The organism is Helicobacter sp. NHP19-012 (assembly GCF_019703325.1).
In the GTDB taxonomy this organism is placed as follows: Bacteria; Campylobacterota; Campylobacteria; order Campylobacterales; family Helicobacteraceae; genus Helicobacter; species Helicobacter gastrofelis.
The window spans coordinates 585,547-603,230 of record NZ_AP024819.1 but is presented as its reverse complement, the minus strand read 5'-3'; the positions used below and the strand labels follow the sequence as shown (position 1 = coordinate 603,230).

The following is a 17,684-nucleotide window of genomic DNA, read 5'->3' as shown; positions in this document are numbered from 1 at the left end:
TTAATCAGTCCAAAATGGGTTTTTTAGGCAAACACATGGCGGCGGCAAACATGCACGCCATCATCACGGCAACATAGACAAAAAAGCCGTTTTCTATGTGGTAGTGCTTGAATTGCAGAGCAATGTAGGGAGTAGAGCCCCCAAAGATCGCATTGCCTAGCGCAAAGCTAAAGCCCGTGCCAAGCGCACGCACATGCTCAGGGAAGAGCGAGGCTTTAAAGATCCCAGATACCGAAGTGTAGAAACTGAGGATTAAAAAGAGAGCGAGCACGGCTAAAAAGGCGATCGTGGTGTTGTGGGCGTACATAGACATGACCCTAAAGAGCGGAGCGATGCCAAAGAACGCCAAGATTGAAAAGGTGATGACCGCCCGTCTGTGGCTGATTTTATCGCCAATGTAGCCAAAGAGCGGCTGGATGAGCATGAGGATTAAAAGCCCAAAAACAAAGACATCATTCACCACAGGTTTAGCCATGCCGGCATTTTCTAGGTAGGTTTTGGCGTAGGTGGTGATCGTGTAAAAGGCGAGCGACCCGCTTGCGCTGATGACAAACACAATAAAACAAGTCTTAAAGTGGGGTAAGAGTGCCTTTAAAGTCCCCCGATCTTGATGCTCTTCTAACTCGCTCGAGCTCTCATCCATTAAACGCCGCGCTACTAAAGAGCCCAAAGCGAGTAACCCACCCAGCACAAATAAAATCCGCCACGCAAAGGCACTCACCTGCGCTAGACTAAAGAACATCATCAAGACGCCAATGCTCGCCACCGCTAAAAACTGCCCCCCGATTAAGGTGCTGTATTGAAAGGAGCTGTAAAAGCCCCGATTGCCCTTAGAACTAAGCTCAGACAAATAAGTCGCCACAATGCCATACTCCCCGCCCACGCTAAGCCCCTGCACCATGCGCGCCAGCAGTAAAAATAAGATCGCCAAATCCCCCACACTATCCTTAGTCGGCAGGGCGGCGATCATAAAAGAGCCAATGGACATCAAAACCACGGACATGATCATGGACTTTTTGCGCCCGACTTTATCGGCTAGAGAGCCAAAAATCCACGAGCCCAAGGGGCGCATGAAAAAGCCCACTGCAAAAATCCCAAAAACTTGGATTTGTTGGATGATGAGGTTGTTCGACTCGCTAAAAGAGTGGGCGAAGTAGGTTGCGCTAAAGGCATAGATATAAAAGTCAAACCATTCTACCAAGTTGCCGCTTGCCGCTGCGATGACTGAGCGGATTTTCTTACTCTGTGTCATTAGCGTTTCCACAACCCTTTCGCTTTGTCAATCAAACTCGGCTTTTGCTTTTTGGCAAAACGCCTAAGCGTGGCTAGGAAGTGGTGCCACTCGTGGATCTCCATTGCCGGAATTGCCCCTGCGTAGTTGGTGTGCGGGGGTAAGTCTTTGCCCACCGCCCCCTTGCCCCCAATTTGGGTAAATTCCCCGATGTGCATATGCCCCCCTGTGCCCACCTGTCCGCCCAAAACCACATTGCGCCCCATAGTGGTCGAACCTGAAAGCCCCACTTGAGACACGATGATCGAATGCTCGCCCAGCACGCAATTATGCCCCACTTGCACCAAATTATCGATTTTCACGCCTTGTTTAATATGGGTTGTGCCAAAAACAGCGCGGTCGATCGTGGTGTTTGCCCCAATTTCCACGAAGTCGTCGATCTGCACAATGCCCGTGTGCTCAATCTTGATGTGTGCGCCTAGCTCGGTATGCGCGTAGCCAAAGCCATCGCTGCCGATCACGCTGTTGGCGTGGATGATCACTTCATTGCCAATTTGCGTGTTTTGATAAATGGTAACATTGGGGTAAATCTTGCAATTCTTGCCAATTTTCACCCCGTCTCCTAAAACCACATTTGCCATAATAATCGTGTTGTCTCCAATCTCAACCCCTTCGCCCACCACGACATGGGGCATGAGCGTTACATTTGCGCCCAAATTGGGGGGGGTTTTGGTGCTGGGGGTTTTGAACATATCCACCTTAAAGGCGTGCGAGATTTTAGCAAAGGCTAAATGGGGGTTTTGTGTGATGATGGCTTGGCTCGCACTTGGGACCTTGCTTGCATATTCGGCACGGATGAGCACCCCCCCAGCTTTGGTGTCTTTGAGTTTTTTGACATAGGATTTTTGATCCACATAGCTTAAGTGATTGGGAGTGGCTAGCTCTAGGGGGGCAACCCCGACAATCTCAAAATCCTTAAAATTTGGGGGCAGGGTGGCTTCGATGGAGTAGATTTCTTTTAAAGTGTTGAAAGTCATGCAAACTCCTTTGTACTGCTGATTTTAATAATATCCAATAACACTTGAGGGTCTAGGCACGCCTTGCCAATGAGCACACCATCCACTTCTGGTAGGCTTAAAATAGCCTCAGCATTGCTTGCTTGCACGCTCCCCCCATAGACTACACGCACACGGGACTTTAGGGCTTGTTTTAGCCCGCCTATGGTGCTAGCAATGTCGCTATCTCGTGCACTCACCCCCGTGCCAATCGCCCAAATCGGCTCATAGGCGACAATGAGCTTAGGATACTCCAAGTCGATCCCCTCAAGTTGTGTTGAAAGGTAATCCAAAGTCGCCTTTTGTCCTAAATTTCTTGTATCCAGCGATTCGCCAATGCAAAAGACAATTTGAAAACCCTGTTCTCTAAAGAAATGAAACTTTTCTAAACAAAAGCTAGGCGTTTCGCCCAGCAACAAACGCCTCTCGCTATGCCCAATTAAAAGTGAGCTAATCCCCCACTCTTGCAGGGCGTGCAAAGTAACTTCGCCCGTGAAAGCCCCCTCAAGAGCAGGATAGGCGTTTTGTGCGCCCAAAGCCACACAAGAGATTTTGCCCGCTCCAAGGGCACTTAAAGAGGGAAAAAGCGTGATGAAAGGGGCTAATTCTTGAGGTAGATTTTTCTTTAAACGCTCCAAATAGGGCAATAAATCAAGCGCATAGGATTTAAAATTAGCCAAGATAAATTTCACGATGTACTCCCAAAATTTGCTATATCTTAGCAAAACATGGCAAAAATCGCTAAAAAGTTACCATAATTTTGCTATCATTTTTCAATCGTAATCATCTTAGGAGTGTTGCATGCAACAAGAGGAAATCATTGAGGGTTATTATGGCGTGGGGGCGGAGCGCAAAAAAAGCGGGATGTATGCCAAGCTCGACTTTTTGCAAAGCGCGACAGGGCTCATTCTAGCCTTGTTTATGATTGCGCACATGTTTCTAGTCAGTAGTATTTTAATCAGCGATAAAGCCATGCTTGCGGTGACAAAATTCTTTGAGGGAAGTCTGTTTATCAAAGCAGGCGAGCCGGCGATTGTAAGTGCGGTGGCGGCAGCGGTGATCATCATCCTAGTCGCCCACGCCTTTTTAGCTTTGCGCAAGTTCCCCATCAATTACAGGCAGTATAAAATTTTCCAAACCCATAAGTATCTAATGAAACACGGCGATACGAGCCTATGGATGGTGCAAGTGGGGACGGGCTTTGCGATGTTCTTTTTAGCCAGTGTCCACCTATTTGTGATGCTCACCGCCCCGCATAGCATCGGTCCGCACACCTCTTCTTACCGCTTTGTGAGCCAGCATTTTTGGTTACTTTATATTTTCTTATTAATTGCTGTAGAGCTGCACGGCTCGATCGGGCTTTACCGCCTCGCCATTAAATGGGGTTGGTTTAAAGACTTAGGGATCGATCAATTACGCAAAATCAAATGGGGCATGAGTGTGTTTTTTATCGTGCTAGGGCTGCTCACCTATGGCTCTTATGTCAAACACGGGATCATGCAAAAGGGCGAGATTGCTAGCATGCAACAAGCCGTGCAAGCGGACGAACAACTCCATAAAGACTAAAGGACAAAAATGAAAGTAGTTTATTGCGATGCGTTGGTTGTGGGCGGAGGGTTGGCGGGACTGCGCGCTAGCATTGCGTGCCGCCAAGTGGGCTTAGATGTGATCGTGCTCTCCTTAGTGCCTGTTAGGCGCAGCCACTCAGCAGCCGCCCAAGGGGGCATGCAAGCCAGCCTTGGCAACGCCAAAATGAGCGAGGGCGATAACGAGGATTTGCACTTTTTGGACACAGTGAAAGGGAGCGACTGGGGTTGCGATCAGCAAGTGGCTAGAATGTTTGTCACCACCGCCCCCAAGGCGATTAGAGAATTAGCTAGCTGGGGTGTGCCTTGGACGCGCATTAAAAAGGGCGATCGCCCCGCAGTGATCAATGGCGAGCATGTGACGATCACCGAGCGAGAGGATCGGCACGGCTATATCCAAAGCCGCGACTTTGGGGGGACAAAAAAATGGCGCACCTGCTTTACTGCGGACGCGACCGGGCACACCATGCTTTACGCCGTGGCCAACGAAGCCCTGCACCATAAGGTGAAAATTGAGGATCGCAAAGAGATGATCGCCTTGATCCACCACGGGGGCAAGTGCTACGGAGCGGTGGTGCGCGACTTGATCACCGGCGAGCTCGTGGGTTATGTGTCTAAGGGCACACTTTTAGCCACAGGCGGCTATGGGCGGGTGTATAAGCACACCACCAACGCCGTGATCTGCGATGGAGTGGGCATTGCGACCGCTTTAGAAACGGGCGTGGCAAAACTGGGCAACATGGAGGCGGTGCAATTCCACCCCACTGCTTTAGTGCCTAGCGGGATTTTGATGACAGAAGGGTGTAGGGGCGATGGGGGGATTTTGCGCGATAAATTCGGGCGGCGTTTCATGCCCGCTTACGAGCCAGAGAAAAAAGAGCTAGCCAGCCGCGATGTGGTGAGCCGCCGCATTTTAGAGCACATTAAAAAGGGCTATGGGGCAAATTCGCCCTATGGAGACCATGTGTGGCTAGACATTGCGATTTTAGGGCGTGCGCATGTGGAGAAAAACCTACGGGATGTGCACGACATTGCCCACACCTTTGCGGGTATTGACGCAGCCGATGACAGCCTAGAGACCGAAGAAAACATGAAGGGCATGCCCGCTGATGAGCCGGATTTTGGCCCCGGTGCGCCCAAACAAAAAGGTTGGGTGCCTATTAAGCCCATGCAACACTACTCTATGGGGGGGCTACGCACCGATTACAAGGGGCATAGCCACCTAAAAGGGCTATTTTGTGCGGGCGAGGCGGCGTGTTGGGATTTGCACGGCTTTAACCGCTTGGGGGGCAACTCCGTGAGCGAGGCGGTTGTGGCGGGCATGATCATCGGGGATTACTTCGCTGAGTATTGTAAGGGTGCAGAGTTAGATATTAGCACCCACATTGTGGAGCAGTTCATCCAAAAAAGCCACGATCATATCCAAGAGTTGCTCCACAACGATGGAAAGGAAAGCGTCTATGAAATCAGGGAGCGCATGCGCGAGATCATGGATGAGAAAGTTGGGGTGTTTAGAGAGGGGCACTCCCTAGAAGCCGCTGTAAATGAGTTAGAGGAACTTTATAAACGCTCTAAACATATCCATGTGAAAAACGAAAAGACGCATAACAACCCCGAGCTTGAGGACGCTTACCGCACCCAAAAAATGCTCAAAATCGCCCTTTGCATCGCTAAGGGGGCATTAGATCGCACCGAAAGTCGGGGCGCACACACCCGCTTAGACCACCCCAAAAGAGATGATGCAAATTGGTTAAACCGCACCCTAGCCTCTTGGCCTGATCCTAACCAAACCTTGCCCACCCTAGAGTATGAGCCCTTAGACATCATGAAAATGGAGCTCAGCCCCGACTTTAGGGGCTATGGGGCAAAGGGTAACTTTATCCCCCACCCGCTTAAAGAGCAAAGGGACGCTGAGATCAAAGAAATCACAGAACGCATCCAAGCTCAAGGGGGGATCGCTACGCCTTGCAAGAGGCTTTAATGCCCTTTGATTTACAACCCAAATACAAGGCGCGCAATGTCCGCCTAGACGACCAAAGAAAAGGAGAATAAATGGGACGCCAGATCACCATCCGTACCTTAAAATTTGACCCCCAAAGTGCGGTGTCTAAACCCCACTTTAAGGATTATCAGCTAGAGGAAATCCCCTCAATGACGCTCTTCATTGCCCTAGGGATGATTAGAGAACAGCTAGATCCGGACCTTAGCTTTGACTTTGTGTGTCGGGCGGGCATTTGTGGCAGCTGTGCGATGATGGTTAATGGGAGACCCCGTTTGGCGTGCAAAACCTTAACCTCGAGCTTTAGCGAAAATGTCATCACACTCATGCCCATGCCCTCTTTTCCCTTGATTAAGGATTTGAGCGTGAATACGGGCGCGTGGTTTGCGGGGATGAACGCAAGAGTTGAGAGTTGGGCGCACCATAAAAAGGAAGTGGACATCACCAAGCCCGAAGAGCGCATTGATCCCGATGAAGCGCAAAATGTCTTTGAGCTCGATCGTTGCATTGAATGCGGGTGTTGCATTGCGGCTTGTGGAACAAAGCTCATGCGCGAAAACTTCATTGGGGCGGCGGGGATGAACCGCGCCATGCGCTTTTTGATCGACTCGCATGACGAACGTAGCGATGACGATTTTTATGAATTAGTGGGCGATGATGACGGGGTTTTTGGATGCATGAGCCTCATTGGTTGCCACGACACCTGCCCTAAACAAATCCCCTTGCAAGGCACTTTAGCTGAGCTACGCAATAAAATGGTGAAAGTGGGTAGAGCCCGCTAGACTGGGTCTTTGCTCGTTGTGGCAAGCAGTTGCTCTGCGGGCAATTGCTTTGCGATTGCTCCCATAACCACCATCCCCACAAAAAAGCTGCCCTCAATGAAAAAATCAAAGGGGTCAAAACCGATCCCCAAGACAATATAAAAGACCAGCATGGCGCAGATGAACACCCCGATGTTGTCTTTTCTCTTGGCAAAAAAGCGCCACAGCACGCATAAAAACCACAACAACGCCACTAGCCCCAAGACCCCCCTATGCGCTAGGGTGTTGAAAAACTCATTGTCGTATTTTTCCCGACAATCGATTTCACTCGCTTTTCTATAAGAGTGGGAGAGGCTCAAAATCTCATCTAGGCGTTTGCACTTCGTGCTAAGGCTCATGCCAATAAGGGGCGAGAGCTTAGCGATAGCTAGGGCTTCTTGCCAGCGGGCAAGGCGCGCACCAATGCTCGAATCGGGGTTTTTTTGGGCATAGAGTTGCAGGTCTTGGCTAAAGCTCTCGTCTTTGGTCCTTGCTGCATGTAAAAGGGCGTGCTGCTCTAGGGCTTGGTTTAACAAGAATAACCCCCCAAAGCACAGCGCCATAAACCCCATGTAGCGCCATTTCTTGGTGCGCCTTAAGAAGAAGCAGAGGGCTAAAAAAGTAACCACAAAGGCGATCAAGGCACTTCTAGTGGCGCTAAAGAGCACCACCAAAAACCCACAAAGCATGGCAGCGCTAAAGAGCCGTTTTTCTTGGCGTTTGTCTGTCTGCAAGGCGTAGATAAAGCAGCCAAAAAGCGCCATAGAAGTGAGCGTTACAAAGCCCACAATCGTGCTAAAGCCCATCACCCGTGCCATGTCTAAAAAGACCTTTTGCACGAGCGCAAACCCCCCATTGAAAAAACAGGCAAAGGCCATGCTGTAAAATAAAATTTTGGTGTTGAGGCGCACTTGGGTGCTGCTTAGGCAAACAATCGCAACCACACCCAGCACATAGACTAGGGGCATGTTTAAAGAGCGCAAATTGTAATGCCACGCTTCCAAATCTTCACCCACAAATAAGTTGGGCAACACCACCAAGAACATGGCGAGCATGGAGGCGATGAGCCATTTAAAGGGTTTTAGTTGCAACGGGGGTTTGTAGGCCTTGTAGTAGAGTAGGGCTCCCACTGCCAGCACCACCATTAAAATTTGGGGGCTTGGCTTTTTAAAAGAAAGGATGAAAAAAAGGGAGAAAAAGAGGGTCGCTAGCTTGTGGCGATCGAGTGAGAGCCACATCGGGGGCTTAACGATTCTTAATACCTAATGCTTCAATAAGCACTACATAGCGATCATGCTGGGTTTCTTTGAGGTATTTGAGCAGGTTTTTGCGGTGCCCCACGAGTTTTAAAAGCCCCAAACGGCTAGAGTGATCCTTGGGATTGTTTTTTAAATGAGCGGTTAAATCCGCAATCCTTTGGCTCAAAAGGGCGATTTGCACCTCGCATGAACCTGTGTCGTTGTCTTGTCGGGCGAAGCGTTTAATGATCTCTTGCTTCTTCTCCGTACTTAAAGCCATGAAGACCTCCTAATAGGAAATTTTTACATAAGCTCGCATTATAACCTAAAAAAGTCAAATTTTACATGAAAAATTGTAAAATGCTAGGATTTTAACGCAATTTAATTCAAGGCAGTTAGTGGCGCGTAACAAGCAAAAGAGCATTTTAAAGCGGACTTTCCCTTTTTTAAGGCAACTCACCCAGTCTAAGGACTTGACCGTTGTCGCCTTTGTGATCGCAATTTTGGCGATCATCATTGTGCCCCTACCCCCCTTTTTGCTCGACTTCTTGCTGACAATTTCTATTGCCTTATCAGTGTTGATTATCTTAATCGGGCTTTACATCACCAAGCCCACAGACTTTAGTGCCTTCCCCACTTTACTCTTGATTGTGACGCTTTACCGCCTTGCGCTCAATGTCGCCACCACCCGCATGATTTTAACGCAGGGCTACAAGGGTCCCAGTGCCGTGAGCGACATCATCAGTGCCTTCGGCGAATTCACGGTGAGCGGGAACTATGTCATCGGCACGATCATTTTCAGCATTTTAGTGTTGGTGAATTTATTAGTGGTTACCAATGGTTCGACCCGTGTTACTGAAGTGCGCGCGCGTTTTGCTTTGGACGCGATGCCCGGTAAGCAAATGGCGATCGATGCGGATTTAAATTCGGGGCTGATCGACAATGAAGAGGCCAAAAAACGAAGGGCAGCGCTTAGCCAAGAAGCGGATTTTTATGGCGCAATGGACGGGGCAAGCAAATTCGTTAAAGGCGATGCGATCGCGTCCATCATCATCACCCTAATCAACATCATCGGGGGCTTTTTAGTCGGGGTGTTCCAAAGGGACATGACGATGGCTTACAGCGCATCCACCTTCACCGTCCTAACCATTGGCGATGGGCTGGTAAGCCAAATCCCCGCTTTGATCATCGCCACGGCTACGGGCATTGTCGCCACCCGCACCACCCAGCACGAGGAAGAAAACTTCGCCAGCAAGCTCATCACCCAGCTTACCGACAAGAGCAAAACCTTAATCATTGTGGGCTTTATTCTCTTGCTTTTTGCTAGTGTGCCCGGGCTGCCCACCTTTTCGCTGTTCTTTGTGGGGAGCTTGTTTTTATTCATCGCATGGCTCATCTCCAGAGAGGGCAAGGACAATTTATTTTCTAAGTTTGAGGCGTGGCTGAGTAAAAAAACGGGCATTGACTTGAGCCACAAGCCCACCGCCACCGCCGATCAAGCCCCCACCACCCGCCCCCAAAAGAGTGCAGAAGAGATCAAAAAAGAGGAAGAGCAAGCCATCAATGAAGTGCTAAAGATCGAGTTTTTAGAGCTTGCTTTAGGCTACCAGCTCATCTCTCTTGCCGATGTCAAACAGGGGGGGGATTTGCTAGAGCGCATTCGGGGTATCCGTAAAAAGATCGCCAGCGATTATGGCTTTTTGATGCCACAAATCCGCATCCGCGATAATTTGCAACTGCCCCCCACGCATTATGAGATCAAATTAAAGGGGATCACGATCGGCGATGGGAGCGTGATGCCCGAGCGCTTTTTAGCCATGAACACGGGCTTTGCGGGCAAGGAGATCGAGGGCATCCCCACCAAAGAGCCCGCCTTTGGCATGGACGCTTTGTGGATCGAGCCTAAGGACAAAGAAGAAGCCATTATTCAGGGTTATACAATCATCGATCCCTCCACCGTGATCGCCACGCACACCAGCGAATTGGTCAAAAATTACGCTGAGGAGTTCATCACCAAAGACGAGGTGAAATCGCTTTTAGAGCGGCTGGGCAATGACTACCCGGCGATTGTGGAGGAGGCAAAGAAGATCCCCACAGGGGTGATCCGCTCGGTGTTGCAAGAATTGTTGCACGAGAAAATCCCCATTAAAGACATGCTCACAATTTTAGAAACCATCACCGACATCGCCCCCAGCGTGCAAAACGATATCACCATTTTAACCGAACAGGTGCGCGCACGGCTTTCAAGGGTCATCACCAATATTTTTAAATCTGAGGACGGGAGCTTAAAATTACTTACGCTAGGCACCGCCACCGAGCAGTTTTTATTAAACAAACTCAAGGACCAAGCTTCGGGCAAATTCTTATTGTTAAACGCCACTGAAATGCAACAGCTCATCGAACATGTGTCTGCCGAGTCTATGAAAATCTTACAGCGGGGGATCGCGCCGGTGATTCTCATCGTCGATCCCGAGTTGCGCCGTCCGCTCTCCACCAAAATGGAACAGTTTAAAATCGACATTGTGGTGCTCAGCCACGCCGAGCTAGACACCAACGCTAAATACGAGGTGCTAGGCACCATCAACATTAATTTTTAAGGACCAACATGCAAGTTTTCCACTTATCCCACATTGATTTAGACGGCTATGGATGCCAATTTGTCAGCCACCATTTTTTTAAAGACATTAAATTTTACAACGCCAATTATGGGCGAGAGGTGAGCGCAAGGTTGCACGAAATCTTGGATGACATCAGCAAAGCCCTAGAGCCCAAGCGCAAGATTTTAATTTTGGTAACAGATTTAAATCTAACCCTAAATGAGGCGCAGTTTTTGCAAGAGCAAAGCGATGCCCTGCGTGTGCAAGGGCTTGAGGTGCAACTCTTGCTTTTAGATCACCATGCCACCGGCCAAGATGCAGCAAAAATCTATCATTGGTATCATTTAGACACGGAGCGCAGTGCGTCTAAAATCACCTTTGAAACTTTGCAAAAGCTCTACTCCCCTTTAGAAAACATAGAAAACCTAGCCCCAATGGTAGAGATGATCAACTCCATTGACATTTGGCAAGAGGGGGGCTTTGGCTTTGAATTTGGCAAGGTGTGCATGCGCATGATCTCTAGCACCCACGAGCTCAACCGCTTCATGTTTGACGAGGAGCATAGGGCATATAAATTCGCCCTTTTAGAGAAAGTGCCCGACTATCTGCACCAAGAAAGGGGTGAGGTTGCCTTTGATAACGATTTATTTAGGCTCAAAAAAATCGCTCTAGGGGGCAATCCGGATTTAGAAACGATGGACAACATCGCCTCCAACGCCCAAGTCGCCCTACTCTCACAGAAAAAAGAGGAATGCACCCTGGAGTGTGAGGGCAAAAAGGGGTTTTTGAGCTATAGCATGGGGGGCATTAGCGTGTTGGCCAATCTCTTTTTAGAGCAGAACCCCGAATTTGACTTTTATATCGATGTGAGCCCTAAGGGGTCTGTGAGTCTGCGCTCTAATGGAAAATGCGATGTGAGTAACTTAAGTAAACAATATTTTAATGGAGGGGGGCATAAAAACGCCAGTGGGGGCAAAATTGAGGGCTTTAAAGAAAGTTTTAGCTACTATGACATTAAGGAGCAGTTAGAAAAGGTGTTTCACAAGGAAAAGGGGGCTGATTACAGTTTCTTTGGGAATCGCTTTGAGTTCTAAGCTAAGCCCAAAGAAAATTGAAAGGAGAGTCCATGAAAACCCAATCTGCATCATATTTCCTTGCTCTAAGTTTATTGACAGGTTGTGTGAGCTACCAAGTCAAACCTGAAAAAATCACTAGTTACAATAATGGCATACAGGTTTTAACCTCAGCCAAGCCCGATTCTAAAGTCCAAATTGAGGTTGCCCAAAAGAAATTAAAAGGTTTAGACAATCCACCCCTTGTGATCTATGTGGGTGCACAGATTTTGAGCGGTAACCCCGTGAACTTCGATACCTCTAACATCTCTGTGAGCGAAAAAGGCAACCCTTTACCCGTGCTGGGCTTTCAAGCGATGATGAAGTCTAGCTACGATTTTGAACCTGTGTTGCAAAAATTCAACATCGCCACCCCCAATAGCAATATTGTGGAAGATGGCATCGGCCCCTCGATGTTTTACTATGGGCAGGGCAGCTTCTTGGCCTATGACATGATGTTTGGCATGCCTTTTATGATGATGGACGATGTGCAAACCCAAGAGATCATGCAAGAGGAACGCCAAGCCTTTAAAATCATGGCGATCAACTACCTCAAACGCTCCACCCTAAGACCCAATGGCAAGGCGAAGGGGGGCTTTGTGGTGATCGACCCCAAACCCATTAAGCCGGGCACTCTTGTGGTGAAAGTAACCCTACACAATGAAACCCACACCTTTAAAATAGACATCCAAAACCAACAACCATAGAAAGGCAGGCATGCAGGCATTACAAGCGGCTTTAGAAAAACTAGAGGAGGTAAAGGATTTACACACGCTGGAGGAATTGCGCCTATTAGTGCTAGGTAAAAAGGGCTTGCTTGCCCACGCCTTTGCAGGTCTCAAAGAATTAGAGCAAGAGGAGAAGACGAGATACGCTCAAGAGCTCAACCGCTTTAAAGAAAGCTTTAGCACTCTACACGCCCAAAAAAAGCAAGCCCTGCAAGCTTTAGAATTGCAAGTGCGCCTAGAGGCTGAAAAAATCGATGTGAGTTTAGCCAACACCCATTCAGGTGGGAGCTTAGGGCATCCCTTAAACTACACTAAAGAGCGCATCATCACCCACTTCACCCAAAGGGGCTTTAAATTGCACTTAGGTGCGCTTGTAGAAGATGATTTTCACAATTTTAGCGCGCTCAACATCCCCCCCCACCACCCCGCCCGTGCCATGCAAGACACCTTCTACTTTAAAGACCACAAGCTCCTACGCACCCACACATCCCCTAGCCAAATCCACGCCATGCAAACACAAACCCCCCCGATCAAAATGATCGCCGTGGGGCACACTTTTAGACGCGATTACGACACCACCCACACCCCCATGTTCTCGCAGGTGGAGGGGCTAGTCGTGGATACAGGCGTGCATTTTGGGCATTTAAAGCAAGTCTTAGAAGAGTTTTTAAACGCCTTCTTTGGCTCTGTCAAGGTGCGCTGGCGCTCCAGCTTTTTCCCCTTCACCGAGCCTAGTGCTGAGGTGGATATGAGTTGTGTTTTCTGTCAGCAAAAAGGGTGCAAGGTGTGTAAAAACACGGGCTGGCTCGAGGTGCTAGGTGCGGGGCTCGTGCATCCAGAGGTCTTTAAAAATGTCGGGCTAGAGGGCATGCAAGGTTACGCCTTTGGGCTAGGTATTGAAAGGCTTGCCATGCTCTCTTGTGAAATCAACGACTTACGCAGTTTCTTTGAAACGGATTTACGCATGCTGGAGGCGTTTTAATGTTGCTACACACCGCCCATTTGGCACATTTTTTAGACATCTCTAGCTTATCCATCCCCACCCTTTGCACGGACTTAAGCCGTGTGGGCTTAGAAGTCGAAGGCACACACCCCTTTAATTTGCCCGAAAAAGTCGTGGTAGCCAAAGTGCTCTCTAAGGATAAACACCCCAACGCTGAGAAGTTGAGCGTTTGCCAAGTGGATAGCGGGCAAGGGGTGTTACAAATCGTGTGCGGGGCGAAAAATGTCGCCGCAGGGCAGTTTGTGGCTCTAGCCCTAGAGGGGGCGTATTTGAGCGATTGCAACTTACACATTAAGCCTAGCACACTTAGGGGGGTGGAGAGTTTTGGCATGCTTTGCTCCACCACAGAGCTAGGCTTACCCAAGCTAGAAGAGGGGATTTTGGTACTAGATAGTAGTATCAACGCCCACCAGCCCCTAAAACTAGGCGCGCCCTTAAAAGATTTGCCCTTTTTTGCCGGCACACTCTTAGACATCGGCTTAACCCCCAATCGGGGGGATTGTGCCAGCGTCTTAGGCGTGGCTAGAGAAATCGCCGCCCTTTATGGCTTAAGCTTAAACACCCCCCACACACCACCCCCACAAAGCACACCCCCCCTAAAGTTAGCCCAAAGTGCCCAGCATTTAGCCCTAGCTTACGCTAAATTGCACGCCACGAGCTTAGATTTGCCCCTAGAAATCCGCCTAAGCCTAGCCTTACAAAACGCCTTAAGCCAAGACCCCCTAGACAATCTCTTAGCCTATGCAACTTATCTTAGTGGTGTCATCTTAAACGCTTACCCCAGCACGCCCCTAGAAATCAAAGAGGACAACTTAGGCTTTGTGAAAGTCTATTCTCAAGGCGTGGAGCTTAGTAGCATTGCCCTAAACCCCCCCAAAGATAAGGGGCAAAGAAACCTAATTGAGGCAAGCTTTTTAGACCCCACCTACACCGCCACAAGACTAAGCCAGCACGCCACAAAGCACGCCTCAAGCCTAACGCAACGCACCACTAGGGGGAGCGAACCGCAAGTCTTGCTCGGCTTTGGCGTGTTGCAAGAGGTGTTACAAACCCTAAACGCCCTAGCTTTAGAGATTGAAAGTCTTTACAGCAAACTTGAGCCCCAAAAAGTCGCCTTTAGCTTAGGCGACATAGAGCGTCTTTTAGGGCTGACGCTAGACACGCGTCAAGTTAAGGGCATCTTAGAGAATTTGGGCTTTAGCGTCCAAGTGCAAGCAGAGCATTTTAGCGTCCAAGTGCCCTTATTTCGGCATGACATCGCCAACATTGCCGACATCGCCGAAGAAGTCTTGCGTTTTATCGGCATTGAGAATGTCCCCCCCGTGCTCTTGCCCCTAAATGAGCCCACCAGCCACAACCCCCATTACACCCGCTACAGCTTTGAAAGAACCCTTGCCACCAAAGCCCTAAGCCTAGGCTTTAAAGAAGTGGTGCATTATCTCTTTGCCAAAAAAGAACAGCTAGAAAAGCTCGGCTACCCCACTTTGCAAGACCCCCTAGACCTGCAAAACCCCATCAACAGCGACCTAAACACCCTACGCACCTCTTTAATCCCCGGACTCTTGCAGGCGGTGGTACAGAACAAAAATCTAGGCTTTAAAAGCGTGGCGTTGTTTGAGCTAGGCAGTGTCTATAGTGCTGACAGAGAAGAAAGCCAAAGCCTAGCCTTCATTGCCAGCGGCCTTAAAAACCCCCCACTACCCCCACCCTAAAGGCATGGCATGGGATTTTTACGCCTTTGCCACCACCCTTAGCCACATTTTAGGCTCTTTTAGCTTGCAAGCTCTAAGCCCCAAAGAGCAACAAGAAAACTCCTACTTAAGCACCGCCTACCACCCTTATGCCAGTGCGTGGCTTGTCATGGGGGGGCAAAAAGTGGGGGTGATGGGGGCGATTAATCCTATTTTGGTGCAAGAAGCGGACTTGTTAGAGGGCTTTATCGCCGAAGTACAGGGCAGTGTGTTAAGCCCTAAGCCCTATAAAGCTAAGGAGTTTTCAAAACTCCCCACCAGTTTTAGGGATTTGACCTTGATTTTAGACAAAGATTGCCCCTTTGCTGCCTTACAAGAAGCATTAATGCAGGCACAAATCCCCCATTTGCAAGAAGTCATCGCCCTTGATCTTTATGCCGAAAATGCGAATCAAATCGCCCTAAGTTTGCGTTTAAAAATCCAATCACACACCGCCTTAACGGATAAAGAATTGCAAGAAGTGGTGCAGGGGGCATTAGGCGTTTTAGAAACCCGTTTAAACGCCAAACTCAAATGAAGCTAGAAGTTAAGCCCGCCAAGCCCTTTAGCCTAGAGTTAGAAGGCTTGCCTGCCGATAAGTCCTTAAGCCACCGGGCGTTGATTTTCGCCCTTTTGTGTGAAAAGCCTTGTTTTGTGGGTAATTTATTAATGGGGGCGGATTGTTTAAGCACGCTAAAGATTGTCAAAACTTTGGGCTTAAAGGTGCAAAAGAGCAAGGACAACACCCTAAAACTCACACCCCCTAAAAAGTTTTTACACTTTAATGAGCCTACAAAGCCCCTAAATTGCAACAACTCAGGCACGAGCATGCGGCTATTTAGTGGCCTGCTTAGCTCTAGCCAATGCCAGCAAAACCATTATATTTTAGTGGGCGATAAATCCCTAAGCCAAAGACCTATGGGGCGGGTGGTAAAGCCTTTAGCACAGATGGGGGCAAAAATCCACGCAAGGGTACAAAACTTCGCCCCCTTAAGTGTGCTAAGTAGCCCTTTAAAGGGCTTAGATTATGCTAGCCCCATCGCATCCGCCCAAGTTAAAAGTGCCCTGCTTTTAGCGAGCTTACAAGCCAAAGACCCCCTAAACTTTAGCGAACCCCACTTAAGCAGGGATCACAGCGAAAGGGCACTGCTCGCTTTAGGGGCTTCAATCAAGCTTACCCCACCCAAGCTCACGCTAGAGCCCCTGCAAAAGCCCTTAGAGTCCTTTGCATGGCATATCCCTGCCGACCCATCCAGTGCCTTTTACTTTGCCTTAGCGGTTATGCTAGTGCCGGGTAGCTCTGTGCTTTTAAAGGGGGTGCTACTCAATCCCACACGCATCGAAGCCTTTAAAGTCTTGGAGCAAATGGAGGCAAGTGTGCGTTATGAGTTTAAAGGGCAAATGGGGGCTGAGCCTGTGGGCGATATTTATGTCAAGCACAGCCCACTAAAAGCTCTAAATCTTAGCCAAAACACCGCCAGCCTGATAGACGAATTGCCCGCTTTGGCAGTGGCTATGGCGGTGGCTAAGGGGGTTAGCGTGGTGAGTAATGCTAAAGAATTGCGTTTTAAAGAGAGCGATCGCATCGCCACGACCTTAGCTAACTTAGAAAAAATGGGGATAGAGTGCCACGCTTTAGAAGACGGCTTTAAAATCATAGGGGGCAGTTTAAAACGCCCCAAAGAGCCTTTAGAGAGTTTTAAAGACCACCGCATTGCTTTAAGTTTTGCTATGGCACTGCTCGCCTGTGGGGGGGATTTAAGGGGGGTAGAGTGCGTCAGCGTTTCTTACCCGAATTTTTTAGAGCATTTTAGACACCTCAATTCTTAGAGCTTGACAATCTGCCAAAGTGTGCTAAGATGTTTAAGAGGGGGTCATCAAGGCGTTTTACGCACAACAAGGAGAAATCAATGAAAAAAATATTAGTCATCGTAACCAATGTTTCCAAGTACCCTAACGATGAAAAGCCCACGGGTTTGTGGCTTGGCGAAGCCGTCCATTTTGCCCATGAAATCGAAAAGGCTGGCTACGCCATAGATTACGCTAGCCCCAAGGGTGGTTACACGCCCATCGACCCTAATAGTCTAGCCAAGGATTTTATGAGCCCTATAGATTGGCAGTACTACACCAACCAAGCCTTCATGGATTTACTAGGCAATACGCTGCCCGTGTCCGCGCTCAATCCTAAAGATTATGCCGCCATTTACTACGCTGGTGGGCATGGCGTGGTTTGGGACTTCCCGGATAACACGGCATTAGCCCAAGTTGCCCTAGACATCTACAACCATGGGGGCGTGGTGTCCTCTGTTTGCCACGGTGCGGCGGGGCTTTTAAACATCAAAAACCAAGATGGGAGCTACTTGATTGCGGGCAAAAAAGTCACCGGGTTTTCCAACAGCGAGGAGAAGGCGTTGCAATTAGACAAACTCGTGCCCTATTTGACTGAGGACGTGCTTGTGGCAAGGGGGGCTAAGTATGAAAAAGCAGCGGACTGGGCTCCCTTTGCCCTCAGCGACCAACGCATCGTTACAGGGCAAAACCCTGCTTCTAGCGCCCCAGTGGCTAAACAAGTTTTGGAGTTAATTTAAGGCGGTTATGCAGGAGT

General features: G+C 49.0%; 15 protein-coding genes and 1 pseudogene. 11 read left to right on the top strand and 5 right to left on the bottom strand.

The features are described from left to right. Window positions 1–4: 4 nt before the first annotated feature. Genes K6J74_RS03090 through K6J74_RS03080 form a run of 3 tightly spaced genes read right to left on the bottom strand, consistent with a single transcriptional unit; the run spans window position 5 to window position 2,981 of the window. A complete protein-coding gene (locus K6J74_RS03090) occupies window positions 5–1,252 on the bottom strand; it encodes an MFS transporter (protein ID WP_221272410.1) in 1,248 nt (415 codons plus the stop codon). Then, window positions 1,252–2,268 carry a UDP-3-O-(3-hydroxymyristoyl)glucosamine N-acyltransferase gene (gene lpxD / locus K6J74_RS03085; protein WP_260321684.1) on the bottom strand — a complete coding sequence of 339 codons (1,017 nt, stop codon included), beginning with the start codon at window positions 2,266–2,268 and terminating at the stop codon, window positions 1,252–1,254. The genes K6J74_RS03090 and lpxD overlap by 1 nt, the downstream gene beginning before the upstream one ends. Then, window positions 2,265–2,981, bottom strand: a complete 717-nt coding sequence (locus tag K6J74_RS03080; RefSeq protein WP_221272562.1) for a triose-phosphate isomerase — start codon at window positions 2,979–2,981, stop codon at window positions 2,265–2,267. Before K6J74_RS03080 ends, lpxD begins: the two co-directional genes overlap by 4 nt. A 106-nt stretch (window positions 2,982–3,087) precedes the next feature. Here K6J74_RS03080 and K6J74_RS03075 point away from each other — a divergent pair, with 106 nt between their 5' ends. From K6J74_RS03075 to K6J74_RS03065, 3 genes and pseudogenes are all read left to right on the top strand, one after another. Then, a complete protein-coding gene (locus K6J74_RS03075) occupies window positions 3,088–3,852 on the top strand; it encodes a fumarate reductase cytochrome b subunit (RefSeq protein WP_221272409.1) in 765 nt (254 codons plus the stop codon). Between the two features lie 9 nt (window positions 3,853–3,861). Then, window positions 3,862–5,924: pseudogene (locus tag K6J74_RS03070) on the top strand (fumarate reductase flavoprotein subunit). Then, the gene (locus K6J74_RS03065; RefSeq protein WP_221272408.1) at window positions 5,925–6,653 is read left to right on the top strand and encodes a fumarate reductase iron-sulfur subunit; all 729 of its coding nucleotides are present in this window, start codon (window positions 5,925–5,927) and stop codon (window positions 6,651–6,653) included. Here the strand turns inward: K6J74_RS03065 and K6J74_RS03060 are convergent. Next, a complete protein-coding gene (locus K6J74_RS03060) occupies window positions 6,650–7,909 on the bottom strand; it encodes an O-antigen ligase family protein (RefSeq protein WP_221272407.1) in 1,260 nt (419 codons plus the stop codon). The genes K6J74_RS03065 and K6J74_RS03060 overlap by 4 nt on opposite strands. A 7-nt stretch (window positions 7,910–7,916) precedes the next feature. Beyond that, window positions 7,917–8,189, bottom strand: coding sequence for a 30S ribosomal protein S15 (gene rpsO, locus K6J74_RS03055; protein WP_221272406.1), 273 nt, complete (start codon window positions 8,187–8,189; stop codon window positions 7,917–7,919). 118 nt (window positions 8,190–8,307) lie between these two features. On the opposite strand from rpsO, the gene flhA reads away from it, so the two are divergent. The 8 genes from flhA (at window position 8,308) to K6J74_RS03020 (ending at window position 17,667) form a co-directional block, all read left to right on the top strand. Next, window positions 8,308–10,506 (top strand): flagellar biosynthesis protein FlhA, encoded by a 2,199-nt coding sequence (flhA, locus tag K6J74_RS03050; protein WP_221272405.1) that lies wholly within the window; start codon window positions 8,308–8,310, stop codon window positions 10,504–10,506. An 8-nt stretch (window positions 10,507–10,514) separates the two neighbouring features. Beyond that, the gene (locus K6J74_RS03045) at window positions 10,515–11,600 is read left to right on the top strand and encodes a DHH family phosphoesterase (protein WP_221272404.1); all 1,086 of its coding nucleotides are present in this window, start codon (window positions 10,515–10,517) and stop codon (window positions 11,598–11,600) included. Between the two features lie 32 nt (window positions 11,601–11,632). Next, complete coding sequence (locus tag K6J74_RS03040) at window positions 11,633–12,325, top strand: hypothetical protein (protein WP_221272403.1); 693 nt, start codon at window positions 11,633–11,635, stop codon at window positions 12,323–12,325. A 10-nt stretch (window positions 12,326–12,335) separates the two neighbouring features. Beyond that, on the top strand, window positions 12,336–13,328 hold the full coding sequence (gene pheS, locus K6J74_RS03035) for a phenylalanine--tRNA ligase subunit alpha (protein WP_221272402.1): 993 nt from the start codon (window positions 12,336–12,338) through the stop codon (window positions 13,326–13,328). Beyond that, window positions 13,328–15,061 carry a YtpR family tRNA-binding protein gene (gene ytpR / locus K6J74_RS03030; protein WP_260321683.1) on the top strand — a complete coding sequence of 578 codons (1,734 nt, stop codon included), beginning with the start codon at window positions 13,328–13,330 and terminating at the stop codon, window positions 15,059–15,061. The genes pheS and ytpR overlap by 1 nt, the downstream gene beginning before the upstream one ends. Next, window positions 15,021–15,617 carry a phenylalanine--tRNA ligase subunit beta-related protein gene (locus K6J74_RS08490; protein ID WP_260321682.1) on the top strand — a complete coding sequence of 199 codons (597 nt, stop codon included), beginning with the start codon at window positions 15,021–15,023 and terminating at the stop codon, window positions 15,615–15,617. Before ytpR ends, K6J74_RS08490 begins: the two co-directional genes overlap by 41 nt. Next, entirely contained in the window at window positions 15,614–16,909 is a 1,296-nt protein-coding gene (gene aroA / locus K6J74_RS03025) for a 3-phosphoshikimate 1-carboxyvinyltransferase (RefSeq protein WP_221272401.1), read from the top strand. The genes K6J74_RS08490 and aroA overlap by 4 nt, the downstream gene beginning before the upstream one ends. A gap of 80 nt (window positions 16,910–16,989) precedes the next feature. Then, window positions 16,990–17,667: a type 1 glutamine amidotransferase domain-containing protein gene (locus K6J74_RS03020; RefSeq protein ID WP_221272400.1), complete on the top strand. Its 678-nt coding sequence runs from the start codon at window positions 16,990–16,992 to the stop codon at window positions 17,665–17,667. Window positions 17,668–17,684: the final 17 nt, after the last annotated feature.

What these genes read in the sequence shown, in the direction of transcription:
- K6J74_RS03090 (WP_221272410.1), bottom strand. Translation starts at nt 1,252, where the DNA reads ATGACACAGAGTAAGAAAATCCGCTCAGTCATCGCAGCGGCAAGCGGC.
- lpxD (WP_260321684.1), bottom strand. Translation starts at nt 2,268, where the DNA reads ATGACTTTCAACACTTTAAAAGAAATCTACTCCATCGAAGCCACCCTG.
- K6J74_RS03075 (WP_221272409.1), top strand. Translation starts at nt 3,088, where the DNA reads ATGCAACAAGAGGAAATCATTGAGGGTTATTATGGCGTGGGGGCGGAG.
- K6J74_RS03065 (WP_221272408.1), top strand. Translation starts at nt 5,925, where the DNA reads ATGGGACGCCAGATCACCATCCGTACCTTAAAATTTGACCCCCAAAGT.
- K6J74_RS03060 (WP_221272407.1), bottom strand. Translation starts at nt 7,909, where the DNA reads ATGTGGCTCTCACTCGATCGCCACAAGCTAGCGACCCTCTTTTTCTCC.
- rpsO (WP_221272406.1), bottom strand. Translation starts at nt 8,189, where the DNA reads ATGGCTTTAAGTACGGAGAAGAAGCAAGAGATCATTAAACGCTTCGCC.
- K6J74_RS03045 (WP_221272404.1), top strand. Translation starts at nt 10,515, where the DNA reads ATGCAAGTTTTCCACTTATCCCACATTGATTTAGACGGCTATGGATGC.
- K6J74_RS03040 (WP_221272403.1), top strand. Translation starts at nt 11,633, where the DNA reads ATGAAAACCCAATCTGCATCATATTTCCTTGCTCTAAGTTTATTGACA.
- pheS (WP_221272402.1), top strand. Translation starts at nt 12,336, where the DNA reads ATGCAGGCATTACAAGCGGCTTTAGAAAAACTAGAGGAGGTAAAGGAT.
- ytpR (WP_260321683.1), top strand. Translation starts at nt 13,328, where the DNA reads ATGTTGCTACACACCGCCCATTTGGCACATTTTTTAGACATCTCTAGC.
- aroA (WP_221272401.1), top strand. Translation starts at nt 15,614, where the DNA reads ATGAAGCTAGAAGTTAAGCCCGCCAAGCCCTTTAGCCTAGAGTTAGAA.
- K6J74_RS03020 (WP_221272400.1), top strand. Translation starts at nt 16,990, where the DNA reads ATGAAAAAAATATTAGTCATCGTAACCAATGTTTCCAAGTACCCTAAC.